The sequence below is a fragment of the Streptomyces sirii genome (assembly GCF_045690365.1).
Classification (GTDB): domain Bacteria; phylum Actinomycetota; class Actinomycetes; order Streptomycetales; family Streptomycetaceae; genus Streptomyces; species Streptomyces sirii.
Genome location: NZ_CP147982.1, coordinates 4252208 through 4273299 on the forward strand (window position 1 = coordinate 4252208; position 21092 = coordinate 4273299).

The window sequence follows — 21092 nt, forward strand, 5'->3', positions numbered from 1 at the left end:
GAGAAGACGCGGTGGTCACCGGTCGACGCCTCCCATCACGGGGTCGATGGACGCGACGGCGACGATGACGTCGGCGACCTGGCCGCCTTCGCACATCGCCGCCATGGCCTGCAGGTTGGTGAAGGACGGATCGCGGAAGTGCACCCGGTAGGGACGGGTGCCGCCGTCGCTGACCACGTGCACACCCAGCTCGCCCTTGGGGGACTCGACGGCCGCGTAGGCCTGTCCGGGCGGGACCCGGAAGCCCTCGGTCACGAGCTTGAAGTGGTGGATCAGGGCCTCCATCGAGGTGCCCATGATCTTCTTGATGTGGTCGAGGGAGTTGCCCAGGCCGTCCGGGCCGAGGGCCAGCTGGGCGGGCCAGGCGATCTTCTTGTCCGCGACCATCACGGGGCCGGGCTCCAGGCGGTCCAGGCACTGCTCGACGATCCGCAGCGACTGGCGCATCTCCTCCAGCCGGATCAGGAACCGGCCGTAGGAGTCGCAGGTGTCGGCGGTCGGCACCTCGAACTCGTAGTCCTCATAGCCGCAGTACGGCTGCGTCTTGCGCAGGTCGTGCGGGAGTCCGGCGGAGCGCACGATGGGGCCGGTGGCTCCGGTGGCCATACAGCCGGCCAGGTCCAGATAGCCGATGCCCTCCATGCGGCCCTTGAAGACGGGGTTGCCGGTGGCGAGCTTGTCGTACTCGCCGATGTTCTTGCGCATCTTCTTGACGAAGGCGCGCACCTGGTCGACCGCCCCCGGGGGCAGGTCCTGGGCGAGGCCGCCGGGCCGGATGTAGGCGTGGTTCATCCGCAGGCCGGTGATCAGCTCGTAGATGTCGAGGATGAGCTCGCGGTCGCGGAAGCCGTAGATCATGATCGTGGTGGCGCCCAGCTCCATGCCGCCGGTGGCGATGCACACCAGGTGGGAGGAGAGCCGGTTGAGTTCCATCAGCAGCACGCGGATGACCGAGGCCCGGTCGGGGACGTCGTCGGTGATGCCGAGCAGCTTCTCCACGGCCAGGCAGTAGGCCGTCTCGTTGAAGAAGGGGGTGAGGTAGTCCATCCTCGTGACGAAGGTGGTGCCCTGCGTCCAGGTCCGGTATTCGAGGTTCTTCTCGATACCGGTGTGCAGATAGCCGATGCCGCAGCGGGCCTCGGTGACGGTCTCCCCGTCGATCTCCAGGATCAGCCTGAGCACACCGTGCGTCGAGGGGTGCTGCGGCCCCATGTTGACGATGATCCGCTCGTCGTCGGACTTGACCGCGGCGGCCGCGATCTCGTCCCAGTCGCCGCCGGAGACGTTGTAGACCGTGCCCTCGGTGGTCTCGCGGCCCAGCGACTCCCGGGTGTCGAAGTCGCTTGAGGTGCGGTGGCCGTTCGAGGAGTGGGAGTGCGGTGCAGTAGTCATCAGCTGTACGACCTCCGCTGGTCGGGAGCCGGGATCTGGGCGCCCTTGTACTCGACGGGGATGCCGCCGAGCGGGTAGTCCTTGCGCTGCGGGAAGCCCTGCCAGTCGTCGGGCATCATGATCCGGGTCAGCGCCGGATGACCGTCGAAGATCAGGCCGAAGAAGTCGTACGTCTCGCGCTCGTGCCAGTCGTTGGTCGGATAGACCGCCACGAGCGAGGGCACGTGCGGGTCGGCGTCCGGGGCGGAGACCTCCAGCCGGATCAGCCGGTTGTGGGTGATCGAGCGCAGGTGGTAGACGGCGTGCAGCTCGCGGCCGGTGTCCCCGGGGAAGTGCACCCCGCTCACGCCCGTGCACAGCTCGAAGCGCAGCGCCGGGTCGTCGCGCAGGATCTTGGCGACGGCCGGCAGGTACTCCCGCTCGATGTGGAAGGTCAGCTCGTCGCGGTCCACGACCGTCTTGGCGATGACGTTCTCGGGGACCAGCCCCTGTTCGTCGAGGGCGCCCTCCAGCTCGTCGGCGATCTCGTCGAAGTCGCCGTACCCTCCCCCGTCGGCACCCGGTCCGCCGTACGGCCGCTGGGACGCGCCGGGCAGCCGGACGGTCCGTACGAGGCCGCCGTAGCCGGTGGTGTCCCCGCCGTTGTCGGCGCCGAACATGCCGCGGCGGGTGGCGATCACCTCGCCGGTGTCGTCGCGCTGTGCCGGTACGGCCTCGTCCGAGGCGTCCGGACGCTCGGGGTTCGTCTGCTCACTCATCGCAGCAGCCCCTTCATCTCGATCAGCGGGAGCGCCTTGAGTGCCGCCTCCTCCGCCTCGCGGGCGGCCTGCTGCTGATTGACCCCGAGCTTGGTGTGCTGGATCTTGTCGTGGAGCTTGAGGATGGCGTCCATCAGCATCTCGGGACGCGGCGGGCAGCCCGGCAGATAGATATCGACGGGCACGATGTGGTCGACGCCCTGCACGATCGCGTAGTTATTGAACATTCCGCCCGATGAGGCGCAAACCCCCATGGAGATCACCCACTTCGGGTTCGGCATCTGGTCGTAGACCTGCCGCAGTACGGGGGCCATCTTCTGGCTCACCCGGCCGGCCACGATCATCAGATCCGCCTGGCGCGGCGAGCCCCGGAAGACCTCCATGCCGAAGCGGGCCAGGTCGTAGCGCCCGGCGCCGGTCGTCATCATCTCGATGGCGCAGCAGGCCAGCCCGAAGGTCGCCGGGAAGACCGATGATTTGCGCACCCAGCCCGCGGCCTGCTCGACAGTGGTCAGCAAAAAGCCGCTCGGCAGCTTCTCTTCAAGTCCCATGTGTGACCCCTAGTCCCATTCCAGGCCGCCACGACGCCAGACATAGGCGTAGGCGACGAAGACGGTGAGCGCGAAGAGGAGCATCTCGACGAGCCCGAACAGTCCCAGGGCGTCGAAGGTGACGGCCCAGGGATAGAGGAAGACGATCTCGATGTCGAAGACGATGAAGAGCATCGCCGTCAGGTAGTACTTGATCGGGAAGCGACCGCCACCGGACGGGTGTGGCGTCGGCTCGATTCCGCATTCGTACGCCTCGAGCTTGGCCCGGTTGTAGCGCCTGGGCCCGACGAGGGTGGCCATGACGACGGAGAAGATCGCAAAGCCTGCCCCTAGGGCTCCCAGTACGAGGATGGGCGCGTAAGCGTTCACCGTCCCCGCTCCCTTCAGTCGACGATGACTGGTTGGCGGTCCGCTCGGGCCCTCTGATCGCCCCATGGAGATCGTGCACATGTGAGGCAGTTCACAAGCCCGAGTCGCCTGCATCTTATGCCCGCTGGTGTGTGATCTGCGACACGGGGGTGGACAACGCCTTTGTGATCTCCACCACCCGGCGAAGGATCATGAAGTCGGATGAGCGGTGATCTTCATACGCGAAGCGCGCGAGTGATCACGAGAGGTGACATTCACACGGGTTACCGCTGGTCAGGGTGGTGATGCCATTATCAAGTAGTGGCGATCGCAGGCAAATTGGTGCTGGACGCGCCCAACTGCTAGTGGAGCCGGACCCGTCGGCGTGACCCGCTCGTGACCCGGCCGTGATCGTCGGTACGTGCCCCCGTTCACGAGCGACCGGCCGCGCCGGATCACGGGAACATAACGGACACTCAAGAGTGACCTATCCCACGCTATTTCGGGCACTGAGTTCTTGACGCCTGGGAAGCCTTGGCGTGGCGCGTGAGGAAGTGATAGGCCCCCGCCGGCCCCGCACGGAGCAGCAAATGCCGTGCGTAGGAACATGATCGCGAAATTCGGACATCGCGCCGGCGAGCCGACGGACAGTCAAAAGTCCGTTTTGTTCGCCGTGTACGCGTCAAGTGTGGCGCACTGCACCTTTCTTGGCAGCAACCTCCGGCGCCTGATAGCCGTTATTGCCATGTCCCCGAACGCACTCATACCCAGCCACCGGAAGCCCCGCCGTTCCGCGTCCTCGCGGGCACTGCGTGCGGGCGTGACCGGTGGCTTCCTCACTCTCGCGGTGACCGGCGCGACCGTGCCGGCCAACGCCGCGGAAAAGCCCGTCTCCGAGACCCAGGAGATGCCGACGATCACGACGGCGCTGGCGACCAGCGCCGCCAAGAGCGCCGACACCGCCGAGCAGGTCGCGTTCAACTACGAGCGCCAGGCGCTCCAGGACAGCGTCTTCGCCAAGGCCGCCAAGGCCGCGGAGAAGGACAAGGCCGAGGCGGTAAAGAAGGCCAAGGCCGAGGCGAAGAAGAAGGCCGAGGAGGCCCGCAAGGCCAAGGAGGCCGCCCAGGCCCGTGCCTCGCGCTCCGATGAGCGGACCACCCTGTCCGCGCCGTCGACCTCCAACGCCACCGGCTCCACCGCCACCCTGATCGCCTTCCTCAAGGCGCAGCTGGGCAAGGCGTATGTGCTCGGCTCCACCGGCCCCTCGTCGTACGACTGCTCCGGCCTGACCCAGGCCGCGTTCCGCCAGGTCGGTATCGACCTGCCGCGCGTCTCGCAGGACCAGTCCACCACCGGCACCCAGGTCGGCCTGGACAACCTGCAGGTCGGCGACATCCTCTACTGGGGCAGCGCGGGCAGCGCCTACCACGTCGGCGTCTACATCGGCGACGGCAAGTTCATCGGCGCCCAGAACTCGAGCACCGGCATCGTCGAGCGCCCGCTCAGCTACGACATGCCCACCGGCGCGGTGCGCGTCCTGTAGGACCGCCGCACACCAGGTGCTGAAAAGGACCGCCCCTCCCGCAGCTCGGGGGGCGGTCCTTTGACGTAGGGCGTACGGGGTGGTGGGGCGGCTACCAGCCCGCGCCCGCCGGCTGCTTGGTGGTCGCGTTGAGCCGGTTGAACAGGTTGGTGATCCCGATCGTCAGCACGATCGCCGACAGCTGCCGCTCGTCGAAGTGGTCGGCGGCGGCGTCCCACACGGCGTCCGGCACCGGGTCGGAGCTGTCGGCGAGCCGGGTGGCCGACTCGGTGAGCGCGAGGGCGGCGCGCTCGGCGTCCGAGAAGTACGGCGCCTCCCGCCAGGCCGCGACCGCGAACAGCTTGTCGTCGCTCACCCCCGACTTGCGGGCGCTCTTGACGCCGCCGTCGACGCAGAAGCTGCAGCCGTTGATCTGGCTGGCCCGCAGATGCACCAGCTCCAGCGTCTCCTCCGGAACCCCGCCCCGCCGCGTCGCCTTCACCACGTCGAGAAGGGGCTGCATGGCCTCGGGGATGACCACCGCGGGGTTCTTCATGCGTGCTTCCATCACTGCTCTCCTCCGAAGTGCCGTCCGGCGGCCCCCACCGGGAGGCCGCGCGCCGGGAGATCCCGTCCGGGAATCTCCTCGTCACCGCACTGACGGATGCCGGCCGGAGAATGTGACGGGGGGCGGCCCGGAATTTCTCCCGGACCGCCCCCAAGACCGCCCACCAGGGCTGCCACCAGGACGTCTACGCCTTCGGCGCGACCTTCGACAGGCCGTTGATGATGCGGTCCATCGCGTCTCCGCCCGTGGGGTCGGTGAGGTTGGCGAGCATCTTGAGGGTGAAGCGCATCAGCAGCGGGTGGGTCAGACCGCGCTGCGTGGCGATCTTCATGACCTTGGGGTTGCCGATCAGCTTCACGAAGGCGCGGCCGAGCGAGTAGTAGCCGCCGTAGGTGTCCTTGAGGATCTTGGGGTAGCGCTGCAGGGCCAGCTCGCGCTGGGCGTACGTGGCGCGCGCCTGGGCCTGCACGATGACCTCGGCGGCGATGCTGCCGGACTCCATGGCGTAGGCGATGCCCTCGCCGTTGAACGGGTTGACCAGGCCGCCCGCGTCACCGACCAGCAGCAGGCCCTTGGTGTAGTGCGGCTGGCGGTTGAAGGCCATCGGGAGCGCGGCGCCGCGGATCGGGCCGGTCATGTTCTCCGGCGTGTAGCCCCAGTCGGCGGGCATCGAGGCGCACCACGCCTTGAGGATCTCGCGCCAGTCCAGCTCCTTGAAGGAGGCGGAGGTGTTCAGCACGCCGAGACCGACGTTGCTCGTACCGTCGCCCATGCCGAAGATCCAGCCGTAGCCGGGCAGCAGCCGGTCCTGCGCGCCGCGCCGGTCCCACAGCTCCAGCCAGGACTCCAGGTAGTCGTCGTCGTGGCGGGGCGAGGTGAAGTAGGTGCGGACGGCGACGCCCATGGGGCGGTCCTCGCGGCGGTGCAGGCCCATGGCCAGCGACAGCCGGGTGGAGTTGCCGTCCGCGGCGACGACGAGCGGGGCGTGGAAGGTGACCGGGGTCTTGTCCTCACCGAGCTTGGCGTGCACGCCGGTGATGTGGCCGGTCAGCTCATTGATGACGGGGGCGCCCACGTTGCAGCGCTCGTAGAGCCGGGCGCCGGCCTTCTGCGCCTGCCGCGCCAGCTGCTCGTCGAAGTCGTCGCGCTTGCGGACGAGTCCGTAGTCCGGGAACGAGGCGAGATCCGGCCAGTCGAGCTGGAGCCGGGAGCCGCCGCCGATGATCCGCAGGCCCTTGTTGCGCAGCCAGCCCGCTTCCTCGGAGATGTCGATGCCCATGGCGACCAGCTGCTTGGTGGCGCGCGGGGTGAGGCCGTCGCCGCACACCTTCTCGCGCGGGAAGGCGGTCTTCTCCAGGAGGAGGACGTCCAGTCCGGACTTGGCCAGGTGGTAGGCGGTCGTCGAGCCGGCGGGCCCGGCGCCGACGACGATCACGTCCGCGCTGTGCTCGGAGCGGGGCGTGGTCTTTGACGCGGTCACGGACTCCGTCACGGCGAGGTCTCCCGGAAGTCGATATCTGGGTGCCGACCGGCACTGGGCACGTGCAGTCTATGGGGGCGTATGTGATCAGAACCTGAAGGGTTGGTCCATGAACAGACCTCCGCAGTCACTCCCGGTCGTCGAACTGCGCGTCCCCACCGACGAGGACGCACTGAACTGGCACCGCGTCTTCGACCACCCCGACGTGATGGAGTTCCACGGCGGCACATCGGCCGAATTGTCCGTGTACGAGGAGCTGACGGCCCGCCAGCGGCTCCACGACGCGGAACGGGGTTTCTGTCTTTACACCATGCTCGACCCCGCGGACGGCGCGGTCATCGGCTTCACCGGCGCCCAGCCCTGGCCGCACGAGTGGGGCCCCCAGGGCGAGATCGAGATCGGCTGGCGGCTGGGCCGCGCGTACTGGGGCAAGGGGTACGCCACGGCGGCCGCGCAACTGGCCCTGGAACGCGTACGGAAGGCCGGGGTGCGTCAGGTGGTGGCGATGGTCGACGCCCGCAACGAGCGGTCGCTCGCGGTGACCCGGCGCCTGGGGATGCGGCGGGCGGAGACGGTGGTCACGCCGCAGGGGAAGCGGACGGCCTACTGCCACCGGCTGGACGTGTGAGTCCCGGCGCCGTCGGGCCGGCGGCCGGCGCCGCCTGACGACGCGCGCGAGGGCGCCGCGGTCCTCCCGCGGCGCCCTCGCGCGTCCCACGCGGACCGGGGAACGCCCCCTGGTCCGCCCCTGGTCCACGTCCCCTAGTCCACGTCCGCGTCGCTGACGGACCAGGTGGCGAGCGCCGTGCTGAAGACCTTGTCGGCCTCCGGGTCGTACTGCGCCTCCAGGCACTCGTAGTAGATGCTGTACTCGGTGCCGTCGGCGGCGAGATAGGCCTGGTCGACGGCGTGGACGGTGTTCCCCGTGTCGTTGACGTAGGTGAACTCCCAGCGGGCGCCCGGGCTGTCCTGGAAGGTGTTCCGCTTCAGCTCCGTGCGCTGGTAGTTCAGCCGCTTCTTGGCGCCCTTCTCCATGGTCAGGAAGTTGTCGTAGGAGGACTGCGGGGCGTTGGCGATCACGCCGATGCGCAGGTACTGCTTGCCGACCGGAGCCTTGTAGTCGGTCTGGGTGCCCTTGGGCTCCCGCTTCCAGTCGTGCCGTACGGCGATCGAGAAGCCGTTGGGGTCGTACTTCTGGACGAAGCCGTCGGGCAGACCGGCGGTGGGCCCGTCCGTGGGGGTACCGGTCGGCTCTCCGCTCGCGGTGGCCCCGGGGGACGAGGGCGAGGTCGGGGTCGCGGACGGTCCCGGCGTGGGCGGTGCGCTCTTGACCGGGGCCGGCTGGTCGGCCTTCTTGTCGTCGCCGCCGTCGGCGCTCCGGTTGTCGCCGCCGCGGTGGTTGCCGAAGTACAGCGCACCGGCCGTCGCCCCGCCGCCGACCAGGAACGCCGCCAGCGCCAGCGCCAGCCACTTCAGCACCCGGCGGCGGGGCTTGGACGGCTCCGGCACCGGTTCCTGCCCGGACCGCACGAGCGGCAGATCCGGCGCGGTGGGGGTCGGCGGGGCGGGGTTGGGCGCGGCGGGAGCGGGCGCCGAGGGTACGGGCGCGGCAGGCGCAGCGGGGTGGGCGGTGGCCGGGGTGGCCTCCGCGGGAGCGACCGGAGCGGCCGCCATGGGCGCGCCCGGAGCGGCGGCACCCGGGGCGGCGTACGGCGCGGCCGGGGCGGCACCGTACGAGCCGGGCACCGGTGCGGTCGGCCCGCCGCCGCGCCCCACCATCCGCAGCAGATACGGCACGACCAGCACCGCGCCGAACGTCCACAGCAACGCGAACAGCAGCGTCTCGGCGCCGCCCGCGGCGAGTTCACCGTGCGCGCCGGCGAGGCGGCCGCCGTACCCGCTCCCGTAACCGCCGCCGTAGCCACTGCCGTAGCCACTGCCGTAGCCGTCCCCGTAGCCGTATCCGTCACCGCCTCCGGCACGGAACGTCGCGCTCACGCTCGCGCCCGCGACCAGCACCAGCAGCACCAGCGAGACGACGAAGAAGCCCGCGGACAGCAGCTGTTCGCGGCGGTCGGCGCTGCGCCGTACGACCAGGAAGCCGACCAGCAGCGCACCGGCCAGAGCGCCGGCCAGCACGCCGAACAGCACCCAGCCGCCGCCCAGATGACTCAGCTCCCCGTAGCCGAGCGACTGCCGGCCGGAGTCCAGGAACGGGATGGCGGGGAGGTTCCACTCGGCGTTCACCGGCGCACCCCAGGCCATCGCGAGCGCCAGCGCACCGATGTTGGGCAGCAGCACCAGCGCCGCGACGACCCCGCCGCCGTCGAGGTCCTTGGCGTTGGTGAGCAGCACCACGACGGCGACGACGCCTGCCAGGAGGACGACGGCCAGCAGCGCGAGCAGCGCGGTGCGCAGCGCACCGAGGGCGATCCGCCGGCCGGGCCGGGCGGCGAGCCAGGCCCCCGCCTCGCCGCGCCCCACCGTGACGCCGCACACCGCGGCCGCCAGCAGGAAGGACCACAGCAGCGTGAGGAACGGCGCGGACGACAACTCGACGCCGCTGTAGGAGGGCTGGGCCAGCAGGCCCAGGGCGAAGGTGCCGGCGCCGCAGAGCGCGGCCACCCGCAGCACGGTCTCCGGGACGGCGGTCCGGGCGTCGGCCGCCGGCCCCGTCAGGGGCGCCCCGGCGGCGCCGGACGGCCGGACGGCGGCGAACCGGCGGGCGCCCGCCGCCAGCAGGCCCGCCCACGCCATGGTGACCACGAGCGGCACCAGCGACAGCGTCGCCTCGCCCGAGAGCCCTTCGCCGAACGGCCCCAGGGACGCCCCGGCGTCTCCGGCGAGGGTGACCCCGCCGCCGACGCTCTGCAGCAGCAGCGCCAGCGCGATCCGCATCCGTACGCCCCAGCCGAGCCCGCCCGAGTGCGCGTTGTCCGAGGAGAACATCGCCAGCACCGAGGCCAGTACCAGCAACAGCAGCGTCGGCCCGGCGGCGACCTTGGCCGCCGATATCCAGTCGCCCCGCACCGTGCGGGCGAGCAGGGCGCCCACGGCCGAGGGCCGGGCGGGCGCCGCGTACCCGGGAGGACCGGGTGGCGCGGCGGGGGCCGGCGGCTGCCCCGGGACCGGTGGCCGCGGCGGGGGCGGCGGCCCGTCGGGGGCGGGTGGCGCGGCGGCCTGCCGCTCCCGGCCGCAGCCCATGCAAAAGCGTGCCTCGGGTGGCGAGGCAGAACCACAGTCCGGGCAGAACGACGACAAAACGGACTCCGGAGGTCAACGGGCAGCGCGAACAGCTACCGCGGGCGAACGTAGGGACATCACTGCCCCACGCATGGTTCCCGTCGGTGCGCTCCCGGTGGTGCGGAGTTACCCAAGCGAGTCCGAGCGGCTCCGAACCCCGCCGGACCCGGGCGCCGCGGCCCGCCGGCTCCGCCTCAGTTCGCCGGCTTCCTCCCCCGGTGCAGCGCCACGATCCCGCCGGTCAGGTTGCGCCAGGCGACCTTGGTCCAGCCCACGCCCTGCAGCCGGGCGGCGAGTTCGGGCTGGTTGGGCCAGGTGCGGATGGACTCGGCGAGGTAGACGTAGGCGTCCGGGTTGCTGCTGACCGCGCGGGCGACCGGCGGCAGCGCACGCATCAGGTACTCGGTGTAGACCGTCCGGAACGGCGCCCAGGTCGGCTCGCTGAACTCGCAGATCACGACCCGGCCGCCGGGCTTGGTGACCCGGTACAGCTCCGCCAGCGCGGCATCGGTGTCCTGGATGTTGCGCAGCCCGAAGGAGATGGTCACGGCGTCGAACACATCGTCCGCGAACGGCAGCCGGGTCCCGTCACCGGCGGTGAACGGCAGCCACGGATGCCGCTTCTTGCCCTCCTTCAGCATGCCGACGGAGAAGTCGCACGGCACGACGTACGCACCGGTCCGGGCGAACGGCAGCGAGGAGGTGCCGGTGCCGGCCGCGAGGTCGAGCACCCGCTCGGCGGGCCGGGCGGCCACCGCGCGGTCCACCTCCTTGCGCCACAGCCGCGCCTGCCCCAGGGAGAGCACGTCGTTGGTGAGGTCGTACCGTGCCGCCACGTCGTCGAACATCGCGGCGACTTCGTGCGGCTGCTTGTCCAGGGATGCTCGGGTCACTCGGTTATTGTCCACCGTGCGGGGGCCGGCACCCGCACCGGGCACGTTCATCTGCGGAAGCCCGTCCGGACCGGCACCCGCACCGGGCACGTTCATCTGCGGAAGCCCGTCCGGACCGGCACCCGCACCGGGCACGGCCCGGCGGGTGCGGGGTGCGGAGGTCTGGTCGGGGACGGCCGGCTGCCCCCCTCAGAACATCCGGGCGGTCGAGCGGTGCGCAGTGCATCGTGAGCGGCCGGCGCCGGCCGTCCCCGCGGCAACGATCATGCCGCCCCGAATCCCTCGTTCCGCTTGCGTTGACGCCGCCCTGACGTGCGGCGGGGGCGCGTTGACGGGGCCCTGACGGCACCGGCCGCGCGGCCGGGCCGCGCTCAGCGGCGGCGATGGACCAGGCGGCCGGCGAGGACGGTGGCCAGCGCGCTGCCGTCCGCCGCGAAGACGGCGAAGTCGGCCGGGCCTCCGACGGTCAGTGCGCGGGGCCGGGGGCCCGGCAGCTCCGCGAGCCCGGACCGCCGGACGGCCGTGCGGACCGCGGGCCGGGTGAACGGACCGGTCAGCGCGGTCGTCCCGGCGGCCAGCAGGCGCTGCAGCCCGCGGCGGGCGCTCGCGCCCCAGCGGGCATCGGTCATGTCGAGGGCCGCGAGCGCCTCGCCCGTGATCGGCTCGCCGCCCAGCTCGTCGGCCTCGCGCGGATCGGGGTGGTAGGCGGCCTCCAGCAGCGCGGCGCCGTCCGGTTCGTAGCGCCCGGGGGTCAGTACGCCGTCCCACTCGCGGACACGCGCCGGGTAGACCGCCAGCAGCTCCTCGTACGGGCCGATGGCGGCGAGGCGGGCGCCGTCCACGACGACCGCATGCCCTTCGGCCAACTCACCGTCGTGCACGAGCCGGACACCCCGCACACGGTGAAGTGTCAGCACCGCAGACTCAGTTCGCCTCGACGAGCTTCAGCTCCGGGTGGGCCGTGCCGCCCTCGATGGCCGTCGAGGACAGATGCGAGACGACCTTGTCGTCGACGGGGTCGTTGGCCGGGTCGTCGTGGACGAGCAGGTGCTCGTACGTCGTGGCGCGCTGCGCCGGGACCCGGCCCGCCTTGCGGATCAGGTCGATGATCTCCATGCGGTTGGAGCGGTGCTTGGCGCCGGCCGAGGAGACCACGTTCTCCTCCAGCATGATCGAGCCGAGGTCGTCCGCGCCGTAGTGCAGCGAGAGCTGGCCGATCTCCTTGCCGGTGGTCAGCCACGAGCCCTGGATGTGCGCGATGTTGTCGAAGAAGATCCGGGCGATGGCGATCATGCGCAGGTACTCGAAGAGGGTGGCCTGCGTCCGGCCCTTGAGGTGGTTGTTCTCCGGCTGGTAGGTGTACGGGATGAAGGCGCGGAAGCCGCCCGTGCGGTCCTGGACGTCGCGGATCATCCGCAGGTGCTCGATCCGCTCGGCGTTGGTCTCGCCGGTGCCCATCAACATCGTGGACGTCGACTCCACACCCAGCTTGTGGGCCGCCTCCATGATCTCCAGCCAGCGCTCGCCGGACTCCTTCAGCGGCGCGATGGCCTTGCGGGGGCGGGCCGGGAGGAGTTCGGCGCCGGCGCCCGCGAAGGAGTCCAGCCCCGCGGCGTGGATGCGCTCGATGGCCTCCTCGACCGACACCTTGGAGATCCGGGCCATGTGCTCGACCTCGGACGCGCCGAGGGAGTGGATGACCAGCTGCGGGAAGGCCTTCTTGATGGCGGAGAAGTGCTTCTCGTAGTACTCGACGCCGTAGTCCGGGTGGTGGCCGCCCTGGAACATGATCTGGGTGCCGCCCAGTTCGACGGTCTCCGCGCAGCGGCGCAGGATGTCGTCGAGGTCGCGGGTCCAGCCCTTGGCGGTGTCCTTGGGCGGGGCGTAGAAGGCGCAGAACTTGCAGGCCGTCACGCACACGTTGGTGTAGTTGATGTTGCGTTCGATGATGTACGTCGCGATGTGCTCGGTGCCGGCGTAACGGCGACGGCGGATCGCGTCGGCGGCCCGGCCCAGCGCGTGCAGCGGCGCGGAGCGGTACAGGTCGAGCGCTTCCTCCGGCGTGATGCGGCCGCCCTGTGCGGCGCGGTCGAGTACGGACTGGAGGTCGGCGTTCTCGGTCACCGGGGCGTCCCTTTCGCAGGCGGGCATCACGACTGAACCAGCGTACGTCAGGGGTCCGACAGGCTCGCTGGCGGCCGGTCCGCACGCACGCGGTGCTCACCCCGCCCTCGCCCGGTGCCCGTCCGGCCTTCGGTCATCGCTTGGTCAGCGTCGCCTTCGGCGTGCCGCCCGCGTCGTCGTCCGAGGCGAACGCGATCGTGGCGCCCCCCTTGCCGAGGGTGTACGTCACACGGGACTTGTTGCCCGTGCAGCCCGGCCCCTGCTTGCCGTCCGGGCGCTCGACGAGCACCAGCCGGCCGGCCGTGGCCGACTCCAGCTTCGCCTTGGCCTCGCAGCGCACCAGCACCGCGTCGTAGACCGTGTGGATGACGTAGTCGCCCTTGCCGCCGGCCTCGATGGTGCTGGTCATCGTGCCGTTGGGGATCCCGTGCGACGTGGTGATGCTGCCGGTCCAGGTGCCGAGGAACGGCTTGGCGACCGAGGGTTCGGTCCCGGGGACGGTCGGACCGGCCGTGGGCGTGCCGTCGGCCGGCGGCTTGGCGCCGGCCTTCGGTCCGGCGTCGGCGTCGGCGCCCGTCCCCGGCAGCAGGCGGAAGACGAACCCCGCCGTCGTCGCGGCGGCCAGCGCACCGGCCACCGACAGCACCAGCGTGCAACTCACCCGCCGCGGCCGGTCCCGGCCCGCCACCGCACCGGTCAGCGCGATCCGCCGCTCCTTGGGCGCGGCGGGACTCGGAGCCCCGGTCGGCAGGTCGGCGATACCGGGGGCGGTCGGGGGATGGGCGGACCCCTGTGGCGCCGCATGGCCGCCGGCGGCCGGCCAGGACGCGGGCCGCGGCGGCGGGCCGGGCGGCTGGGCGGGCGCCTGGGCGGAGACCCCCGAGGCACCCGCGACCTGCGCCTGCGCGTCAAAGGGCACCAGCCCCGACGCCACCCAACCGGACGCCGCCCCACCCGATCCGTCAGACGCGCCCCTACCGGACGCGACCCCGCCGGCCGCCCCGTACGAAGGGTCCGGCGGCCCGAACACCCCGCCGGGCGCACCGGCCGCGGTCCCCGAGTGCCCGCCCGTCCCCTCCCCCGCATCGAGGTTCAGCAGCTCCACCGCCTGCCGGCTGACCCGCTCCACCAGCGGCCCCGGCAGCCAGCCGGCCCGCACCAGGCCCGCCGCGCCACCGCTGCCCTCCCCCGCGAGACGGGCCGCCAGCGCCTCGGGCGCCGGGCGGTCCGCGGGGTTCTTCGCGAGGCAGGTGGCCACCCACTCCCGCAGCTCACCGGCGAGCCCCGGGCCGAGCTCCGGCTCCTCGTGGACGACCTTGTAGAGCAGCGAGGCGGACGAGTCCCCCGGGAACGGACTGGTACCGGTCGCCGCGAAGGCCAGCACCGCGCCGAGCGAGAAGACGTCGGCGGCGCCCCCGGCCCCCTTGCCGAGGATCTGCTCGGGCGCCATGTAGCCGGGCGACCCCACCGACACCCCTGTCGAGGTGAGCGAGGCCGTGCCCTCCGTGGCCCGCGCGATACCGAAGTCGATCAGCAGCGGCCCGTCCAGCGTCAGCAGCACGTTGGACGGCTTGACGTCCCGGTGCGCCAGCCCGAGCGCGTGCACCGCGGCCAGCGCCTCGGCCAGCCCGGCGCCCAGGACCCGTACGGAGCGCTCGGCCAGCGGCCCGACATCGGCGACGGCCTGCGCGAGCGAGGGGCCGGCGACATAGCCGGTGGCGATCCAGGGGACCTCGGCGTCCGGGTCGGCGTCCAACACCGGCGCGGTCCAGGCGCCGCCCACCCGTCGTGCCGACTCGATCTCCCGCCGGAAGCGGGCCCGGAATTCGTCGTCGACGGCGAAGTGCGCATGGACGACCTTGACGGCGACCGTACGCCCGCCCGCGCTGCGCCCGAGGTAGACCCGGCCCATCCCGCCCGCGCCGAGCCGGCCCAGCAGCCGGTATCCGCCCAGGACCCGTGGGTCGCTCCCCGTCAGCGGCTCCATAGCGCCTCCCCCTCGATACGGCGCACCCAGCTTATGACCCATGTCATGCCCGGCCCCGTGAACCCGCTCCCCCACTTTCCCCGTCAAACAGGGAGTAACTCGCCCTTCCTGCCTCCAGCGGCAGCGTGATCGTCCGGAGAGAACGAACCCGTGCACATCCGCAAGACCAGGCGACGGGCGCTCCTCATCGGCGCGATCATCACGGCCCTGGGGCTCGGCGCCTTCCCCGTCGTCAAATACGGCAACGTCTTCCCCGACACCGGCGAGCCGATGTCCTTCGGCCGACCGCTGGCCGGCCCGCAGCCCCCGTTCCGTACGGCCGACACCCTCGCCGACGGCACCAGGATCGGCGTGACGACGCTGCACGGGAAGAAGTCCGGCTTCACCGGGAAGGTGTGGGCCTGGGCGCCCAAGGAGTACTACGAGGAGCGCTACCGCCACAGCGCGTTCCCGGTCCTGATCGCGCTGCCGGGCGGCCGCGGCTACCCGACGAACTACTGGACGCGCACCGACCTCAAGTTGCCCAGCACCCTCACCGACCTGGCCGCGCTGGGCCGCAGCAAGCCCTTCATCGTCGTCATGCCGGTCCTCAACCCCGACCGGCACCACTACTACGACGGCAGCGACATACCGGGGCAGCCGAAGATGGGCAGTTGGCTCTCCGACGACGTCCCCGACCTGGCCAGGGCCGCCTTCCGGACCTTCCCCGGCCGCGACGGCTGGGCGTTCATGGGCTCCTCGTCCGGCGGTTTCGCCGGCCTCAAGCAGGTACTCCAGCACCCGGACCGCTTCCGGGCGGTGATCGCCAGCGGCCCGGACACCCGCCCGGACTCCCCCCTGTGGCGCGGCCACGAGAAGGAGAAGCGGGCGAACGACCCCGAGCGCCTCGCCGCCCGCCTCGCCCGCCGCCCCGACGCCCCGCCCGTCCACCTCCAGTTCCAGATAGGAACGAAGGAAGGCGGCCGGGCCAACCTGGAGCGCTTCATCCGCCGGTACGCCAAGGGCCCGATCACGGCCGACCTGCACGTCATCCAGGACGGCGGCCACAACGCCAAGGGCTACATCCGGGGCATGCGGGACGGGAGCCTGGAGGCCGTCAGCAAGCTCCTGCGCGGCCCGACACCGACGGACTGACCTCGGGCGCCGGGGCACCCGCCTACCGGGCGCCTCCCAGCAGCTCCACCCGCACGTCCGCCGGGAACCCGGTCGTCGGCCCGACCCGCCGGGCGAACTCCGCCACGCCCCGCAGCTGATCGGTCCCGAAGCGGAAGTCCAGAGTGGTGAAGTAGCGCTCCAGCACCGACTCGTCGAAGGTCTCCCACCGGGCCGCCTGCTCGGCGACCTTGGCGACCTCGTCCAGCGAAAGGTCGCGGGAGGCGAGGAACGCCTCGTGCACCTTCTGCACCACGGCCGGCTCGCGCTCCAGGTAGTCGCGCCGGGCCGCCCATACGGCGAAGACGAACGGCAGGCCCGTCCAGTCCTTCCACATCTGCCCGAGGTCGTGCACCTCAAGGCCGAGCCGCGGCCCGTCGTGCAGATTGGCCCGCAGCGCCGCGTCCCCGATCAGCACCGCCGCGTCCGCCTCCTGCATCATCAGGCCGAGGTCGGGCGGGCAGGTGTAGTAGTCGGGCCGCACCCCGACCTTCTCGGCCAGCAGCAGCTGCGCCAGCCGTACGGAGGTCCGCGAGGTCGAGCCGAGGGCGACCCGGGCGCCGTCCAACTGGTCCAGGGGCTTCTGCGAAACGATCACGCAGGACATCACCGGGCCGTCGCAGCCGACCGCGAGGTCCGGGAAGGCGACGAGATCGTCGGCGGCGCGCAGGAATTCCACGAGCGTGACCGGCGCGATGTCCAACTCCCCGCGGATCAGCTGCTCGCTGAGCTTCTCCGGCGTGTCCTTGCTCAGGTCCAGATCGAGCAGGGTGCCCGTACGGGCGAGGCCCCAGTAAAGGGGCAGGCAGTTCAAGAACTGGATGTGGCCCACCCGCGGTCGGCTGCGACGGTGGTCGCCATCGACGCCTGCGGGCGTGTCTCCGAAGGTTGAATTGTCCACATGCGGAGGCTAGACCCGCCGCTCAGGGGCCGACGAGGCGGGGCCGCGTACGGACATGAGTGCTGAGTGTTAAACGTGATCTTTGGCTCTTCCGCCTCACGAGGACCCCATGCTACGCTCAGCGCAAGTTGCAGTTTGGTTTCCCTTGCAGTACAAAGCCTGCGGAGCATGTGACCCGCAGGCTTTTGTAGTTTTCAGACTTGTTTGCAGGTTCTGGAGCAGGGCAACCCTTTGGCCCAAGGAGGGCTTATGGCTACCGGAACCGTCAAGTGGTTCAACGCTGAAAAGGGCTTCGGCTTCATCGCCCAGGACGGCGGCGGCCCGGATGTCTTCGTCCACTACTCGGCGATCAACGCCTCTGGCTTCCGCTCCCTGGAGGAGAACCAGCAGGTGAACTTCGACGTCACGCAGGGCCCGAAGGGTCCGCAGGCGGAGAACGTTACGCCGGTCTAAGTTGCCCGGCCCGGAATTCTTCCAGGTCGCTTCAACGTAGTACCTAAGGAGCCTCGCTCCGCCACTCCGGTGGCGAGCGGGGCTCCTGCCTTTTGTCCGCCGTTCCCGTTCACCGCGGCCTTTGTCTCTCCCGGCACCCGCCTTCGCCGTTACGCCTGCCGCGCCACGCACGGCACGGAAATGGCAGCTACATGACATTTCCCCGCCCACCCCATTGCGCACCGGGAAACACAAAACGCCAAACAACCGGAACGCGCCAAAATTACCGCCGACGCCCCTTCACTCCGGGACTCCGGCGCTACGGCGACTCCGGCACCCCAACCGTCCGGCGCCCCAGCGACGAGCCCGCCCTCGCGCCCCCCAACGCACACGGGCCGGCCACCCACCGCCACCGCCCCCGCCCCCGCGTATCGAACCGATCACGGAAAGTGGTCACATCGGGACATGGGGCGGCCTACCGTGGGCAGAATGAGCGAGCACTTGCCCCCGCAGAAGCCCTGCCCCGATTGCGGTGGCAGAGGCACCGTGGTCTGGGAGACGCCGACCGGCGACGAGGTCATCACGCAGTGCTCCGGATGCGGTGGCACCGGAACCGTCCTGGCGTAAGAGGAGGCGGAGGCGACGTGGCAGCCTTCAGCAGAAACGGCAAGCCGGTCGGCCTGGACGCGCAGTACGTCGGCAAACTCCCCTGTTCCACCTGCGGCATACGGTCCATGAAGCTGCCCGGCCGCCAGGGCGGCGTCTGCATCCCCTGCTACGCCGACGAATGCGCGGCCGCCGGACGGCGGGCGGCGACGGCCGGCGCCTGGGTCGCCGCGAGCTTCGTCGGCGACCCGTGCCTGGCGTGCGGTTCGCGCTCCGTCGACGCCAACGGCTGGGCGTTCTGGTGCAACACCTGCGAGATGCAGACGGCGGTGGCGTTACCGCCGCGCTAGCGGCCCCTGATGCGAGCGGGGTGGATTGGTTGCCCCGTCTACAGTTGCCGTGTCTACAACAGCCTTCCTGAGTAACGTAGATGGTGCGGGACGCACCTCGCCCGCACGGCTCCGGTGCGCTTGAGTGCCGCACCGCCGCACGATCCGAAGTCCGCCATGTTCAACGGCCGAGCCGAGAACGAACGCAGTCTGACGGCGCCACTGCCCGCTCCGCGCTTCCTCGCGTGGTGGGTGTGGAGCGCGGCGGGCTTCGCCGTACTCATCGCCGCACTGGCGTCGGCGGGATCCGGTCGCAGGGCCTGGGACGGACCCCTCGGATTCCTCGGGCAAGTCTTCGGCGGACTGGGAGCGGTCTTCCAGCCGGGCGCCGGCAAGGGCGCCTCCATCGGCGCACGACTGGCGTTCCTCCTGGGTGTGCTGCTGCTCCTGTACGTGCTGTGGAGGGCGACGCGCGCCTGGCTGGCGTACAAACCCGGGGCGGTGGACGTGCAGCAGCTGGAGGACGCCACCCCGGAGGGCACCCCCAAACCGTCCGACGCCGACCTCACCGCCAAGCTGCGCCGACGCCTGTCCGACAGCAGCATGTACCCACCGGCCACGCTCCCCGCACAGGCACCCGCCGAGTCCTTCCTGGAACTGCTCGGCGACATCGAGATCGACCCCGACAAGCTGGGGGCCGCGCTGCCGAAACTGCTCGGCCGGCTGCGCCCGAAGCTGGCCTACCGGGTCGGCGGACTCCTCCAGTTCCGCGACACCGGCCCGGATCAGTACGGCATGACGGTCACCGTCACCGCATTCCTCTTCGGCGGCTCGCGCGCGGCGAGCGTATGGGGCAGCGACTGGGACGACGTCATTCGCCAAGCGGGCAACTGGGTCGTCAGCACGCTGTTGCCGGTGACCCGCGCCGGAAGGCTGCCGCCCTGGCGCCAATGGTGGGGCCGGGAGATCAAGCCCGAGCTCTACGAGGCATACCAGGAGGCGAACGAGCTGAGCCGTGCGGGACGCCACCACGAGGCCCTGGAGCAGTACTTCACCGCGATACGGCTCGACCCCACGAACTCCTATCTGCGGGCCGAACTGGCCGAGACCCAGGAGAAGATGGGACTGCACATCGATGCACTGGACACCTGCCAGCGGGCACTCACTCTCGACGGGCAGGATGCCCGCGCATACCGCGAACGGCTGTGGCTGAAGAAACTCCGCCGGAGCGAGTTCCGCTATTTCCGGCACCCGCGCCTGTACCGCGACCTCCTCGGCCTGCGCTATCGCAACTCCATCATCCTCGGCACGTCCGAGGCGACGGCCCGACAGTGGTGCCGACGAAAGGGAACCACCGGCGCCTCCACACATGAGCAGTTGATTCCCCTCCTCGTGGATCGCTACTGGCCGACCGCCGTCGCCCTGGACTCCCCCAAAGCCCCCCAAGACCCGAAAGAGCGGGAGGAATTGGGCCGGCAATCACTGAGGCGCACTCTGCGGAAGAGCGCGGACGAAAAAGAGGTCCGACTGGTGTTCCAGCGAGCCGCCCTGCAGGAGACGCATCGCCTCGCCGCGGATGACGCCTGGGCCCGGGTCTGGCTCTACTGGCCGGCCTCGCTGTGGAGCTTCGTACGATGTATCTGGCCTGCCGCCTATTACCAAAGCGTGCGTGGCCCGCAGCAGCCCGTCACCCGCGGCGCCTTCCGGGTCAACCGGGAGGTATGGGCACCGCTGCGCCTGGCCTGGGCCAGCTGGCAGTACGGGAAGATCGCGGCGCCCCAGAAATGGCGAGAGCCCTACGCCCGGCGACGCCCCCGCAAGGAAATGAGCTGGACCGACCTGAAGCCCGAAACCCTCCGCAGCCTCCTTGCCCGTGTACCGGGAAGACGGTCGCGTCGTGACTGGCTCACCCTCTACAACGCGGCATGCGTCTACGCCGTCGCCATGCACGCCAACCGCCGCAACCACGGCTACCAGCAAGACCTCGCCCGACTCGCCGTGGAACAACTGGAGTGCGCGGTGCTGTCCACGCGTGGGAGCTTCGCGGTGGTGGAGCGGTCATGGATGGTCGAGGAGGACCCCGATCTGGCCCTGCTCCGCGAGGAGGACCTCTTCAGGAATTTCGTGCGGACCGCGTACCCGAGCGCGGAGGCCCTCCAGCCGTTCTCTCCCAGCATGCGGTCCGACGAACAGCTCAGGGAGTACGACTACCGACTCCTTGAGGAAATCGCCAAGGTGATGCAGGAGGTCTGGACCCGACGGAGCGAGACACACGGGGTCGACATTCAGTGTGCGACGGAATGGCTTCGCATCGAGCGAAAGATCTGGAAGTCCATACGGCAGATCTCCGCCGACGCGAACATTCGCAAGTGGCAGGACCGGGTGAGCCTCATCCGCTACATCCAGACCAACTGCCCGTCGGCTTCCGCCTCTTCACCGGACTTCCCGCCCCCGCTGGCACAGGTTGAGGCCATGTCGCCGAACGGTCTCCCGGATGCGGAGAAGATTCATCAGACGCTCTCGGACCTGAAGCGCGACGTGGACGCGGAAGACGCCCACTCGCTCAGCGACGAGGGCCAGAGGGTGCTGCGAGAGGCCGCCGCGGACGGCGTCGCCCGGTTGAACGCGCGGACGGTCCGCCTGCTGTCCACGGGATACGCGGCGGCCTGGCAGACCCTCGACGACTGGCTGGAACGAGAAGTCGAGGACCACCGGCCGTTCCGCCAGGCCCTGGAAGACGTTCCGCAGCTGACGCGGCGCGTCCCCACACCACCGCACGGAAGGCGGCTCCTGCCGGTGTGACGCG

Annotated in this window: 19 protein-coding genes; 7 read left to right on the forward strand and 12 right to left on the reverse strand. The window is 70.7% G+C overall.

The window, feature by feature from the left end; translation table 11 throughout:
- Positions 1-15 precede the first annotated feature (15 nt).
- The 4 genes from WAB15_RS18995 to WAB15_RS19010 are packed head-to-tail and all read right to left on the reverse strand — an operon-like array spanning position 16 to position 3070.
- Entirely contained in the window at positions 16-1392 is a 1377-nt protein-coding gene (locus tag WAB15_RS18995) for an NADH-quinone oxidoreductase subunit D (protein WP_399146489.1), read from the reverse strand.
- Complete coding sequence (locus WAB15_RS19000) at positions 1392-2150, reverse strand: NADH-quinone oxidoreductase subunit C (protein WP_399146488.1); 759 nt, start codon at positions 2148-2150, stop codon at positions 1392-1394. Before WAB15_RS19000 ends, WAB15_RS18995 begins: the two co-directional genes overlap by 1 nt.
- Positions 2147-2701, reverse strand: a complete 555-nt coding sequence (locus WAB15_RS19005; RefSeq protein WP_030416193.1) for an NADH-quinone oxidoreductase subunit B family protein — start codon at positions 2699-2701, stop codon at positions 2147-2149. Before WAB15_RS19005 ends, WAB15_RS19000 begins: the two co-directional genes overlap by 4 nt.
- Before the next feature lie 9 nt (positions 2702-2710).
- Positions 2711-3070 (reverse strand): NADH-quinone oxidoreductase subunit A, encoded by a 360-nt coding sequence (locus WAB15_RS19010; protein WP_006604811.1) that lies wholly within the window; start codon positions 3068-3070, stop codon positions 2711-2713.
- Between the two features lie 724 nt (positions 3071-3794).
- Between WAB15_RS19010 and WAB15_RS19015 the strand changes: the two genes are divergently transcribed.
- On the forward strand, positions 3795-4592 hold the full coding sequence (locus WAB15_RS19015) for a C40 family peptidase (RefSeq protein WP_407286968.1): 798 nt from the start codon (positions 3795-3797) through the stop codon (positions 4590-4592).
- A gap of 91 nt (positions 4593-4683) precedes the next feature.
- Here the strand turns inward: WAB15_RS19015 and WAB15_RS19020 are convergent, their stop codons facing one another.
- Together WAB15_RS19020 and WAB15_RS19025 are read right to left on the reverse strand one after the other, a co-directional pair.
- Positions 4684-5139, reverse strand: coding sequence for a carboxymuconolactone decarboxylase family protein (locus WAB15_RS19020; RefSeq protein ID WP_399146486.1), 456 nt, complete (start codon positions 5137-5139; stop codon positions 4684-4686).
- 184 nt (positions 5140-5323) lie between these two features.
- Positions 5324-6631 carry a geranylgeranyl reductase family protein gene (locus WAB15_RS19025; RefSeq protein WP_399146485.1) on the reverse strand — a complete coding sequence of 436 codons (1308 nt, stop codon included), beginning with the start codon at positions 6629-6631 and terminating at the stop codon, positions 5324-5326.
- Positions 6632-6728: 97 nt separating this feature from the next.
- Between WAB15_RS19025 and WAB15_RS19030 the strand changes: the two genes are divergently transcribed.
- Positions 6729-7247 carry a GNAT family N-acetyltransferase gene (locus WAB15_RS19030; protein WP_399146484.1) on the forward strand — a complete coding sequence of 173 codons (519 nt, stop codon included), beginning with the start codon at positions 6729-6731 and terminating at the stop codon, positions 7245-7247.
- A 134-nt stretch (positions 7248-7381) separates the two neighbouring features.
- Here WAB15_RS19030 and WAB15_RS19035 read toward each other — a convergent pair whose 3' ends face one another.
- The 5 genes from WAB15_RS19035 to WAB15_RS19055 form a co-directional block, all read right to left on the reverse strand.
- The gene (locus WAB15_RS19035) at positions 7382-9673 is read right to left on the reverse strand and encodes a hypothetical protein (protein ID WP_407286969.1); all 2292 of its coding nucleotides are present in this window, start codon (positions 9671-9673) and stop codon (positions 7382-7384) included.
- 383 nt (positions 9674-10056) lie between these two features.
- On the reverse strand, positions 10057-10755 hold the full coding sequence (locus WAB15_RS19040) for a demethylmenaquinone methyltransferase (protein WP_407286970.1): 699 nt from the start codon (positions 10753-10755) through the stop codon (positions 10057-10059).
- Between the two features lie 371 nt (positions 10756-11126).
- Positions 11127-11672, reverse strand: a complete 546-nt coding sequence (locus WAB15_RS19045; protein ID WP_407286971.1) for a hypothetical protein — start codon at positions 11670-11672, stop codon at positions 11127-11129.
- Positions 11673-11679: 7 nt separating this feature from the next.
- Entirely contained in the window at positions 11680-12879 is a 1200-nt protein-coding gene (mqnC, locus tag WAB15_RS19050) for a cyclic dehypoxanthinyl futalosine synthase (protein ID WP_399146480.1), read from the reverse strand.
- A gap of 133 nt (positions 12880-13012) precedes the next feature.
- Complete coding sequence (locus WAB15_RS19055; RefSeq protein ID WP_407286972.1) at positions 13013-14866, reverse strand: protein kinase domain-containing protein; 1854 nt, start codon at positions 14864-14866, stop codon at positions 13013-13015.
- A 150-nt stretch (positions 14867-15016) separates the two neighbouring features.
- Between WAB15_RS19055 and WAB15_RS19060 the strand changes: the two genes are divergently transcribed.
- Entirely contained in the window at positions 15017-16000 is a 984-nt protein-coding gene (locus WAB15_RS19060; protein ID WP_407286973.1) for an alpha/beta hydrolase, read from the forward strand.
- A 22-nt stretch (positions 16001-16022) separates the two neighbouring features.
- Here WAB15_RS19060 and WAB15_RS19065 read toward each other — a convergent pair whose 3' ends face one another.
- Positions 16023-16919 carry a menaquinone biosynthetic enzyme MqnA/MqnD family protein gene (locus WAB15_RS19065; protein ID WP_399146477.1) on the reverse strand — a complete coding sequence of 299 codons (897 nt, stop codon included), beginning with the start codon at positions 16917-16919 and terminating at the stop codon, positions 16023-16025.
- Between the two features lie 249 nt (positions 16920-17168).
- Between WAB15_RS19065 and WAB15_RS19070 the strand changes: the two genes are divergently transcribed.
- The 4 genes from WAB15_RS19070 to WAB15_RS19085 all read left to right on the forward strand — a co-directional run bounded on the left by WAB15_RS19070 (position 17169) and on the right by WAB15_RS19085 (position 21088).
- Complete coding sequence (locus WAB15_RS19070) at positions 17169-17372, forward strand: cold-shock protein (protein WP_003984261.1); 204 nt, start codon at positions 17169-17171, stop codon at positions 17370-17372.
- A 468-nt stretch (positions 17373-17840) separates the two neighbouring features.
- A complete protein-coding gene (locus tag WAB15_RS19075; RefSeq protein ID WP_399146476.1) occupies positions 17841-17978 on the forward strand; it encodes a hypothetical protein in 138 nt (45 codons plus the stop codon).
- A 17-nt stretch (positions 17979-17995) separates the two neighbouring features.
- Positions 17996-18307 (forward strand): hypothetical protein, encoded by a 312-nt coding sequence (locus tag WAB15_RS19080; protein WP_407286974.1) that lies wholly within the window; start codon positions 17996-17998, stop codon positions 18305-18307.
- A 156-nt stretch (positions 18308-18463) separates the two neighbouring features.
- On the forward strand, positions 18464-21088 hold the full coding sequence (locus WAB15_RS19085) for a hypothetical protein (protein ID WP_407286975.1): 2625 nt from the start codon (positions 18464-18466) through the stop codon (positions 21086-21088).
- Positions 21089-21092: the final 4 nt, after the last annotated feature.

Coding starts and splice junctions, on each gene's coding strand:
- WAB15_RS19005 (WP_030416193.1), bottom strand. CDS start 2,701: ATGGGACTTGAAGAGAAGCTGCCGAGCGGCTTTTTGCTGACCACTGTC.
- WAB15_RS19075 (WP_399146476.1), top strand. CDS start 17,841: ATGAGCGAGCACTTGCCCCCGCAGAAGCCCTGCCCCGATTGCGGTGGC.
- WAB15_RS19000 (WP_399146488.1), bottom strand. CDS start 2,150: ATGAGTGAGCAGACGAACCCCGAGCGTCCGGACGCCTCGGACGAGGCC.
- WAB15_RS19030 (WP_399146484.1), top strand. CDS start 6,729: ATGAACAGACCTCCGCAGTCACTCCCGGTCGTCGAACTGCGCGTCCCC.
- WAB15_RS19015 (WP_407286968.1), top strand. CDS start 3,795: ATGTCCCCGAACGCACTCATACCCAGCCACCGGAAGCCCCGCCGTTCC.
- WAB15_RS19055 (WP_407286972.1), bottom strand. CDS start 14,866: ATGGAGCCGCTGACGGGGAGCGACCCACGGGTCCTGGGCGGATACCGG.
- WAB15_RS19070 (WP_003984261.1), top strand. CDS start 17,169: ATGGCTACCGGAACCGTCAAGTGGTTCAACGCTGAAAAGGGCTTCGGC.
- WAB15_RS19085 (WP_407286975.1), top strand. CDS start 18,464: ATGTTCAACGGCCGAGCCGAGAACGAACGCAGTCTGACGGCGCCACTG.
- WAB15_RS19020 (WP_399146486.1), bottom strand. CDS start 5,139: ATGGAAGCACGCATGAAGAACCCCGCGGTGGTCATCCCCGAGGCCATG.
- WAB15_RS18995 (WP_399146489.1), bottom strand. CDS start 1,392: ATGACTACTGCACCGCACTCCCACTCCTCGAACGGCCACCGCACCTCA.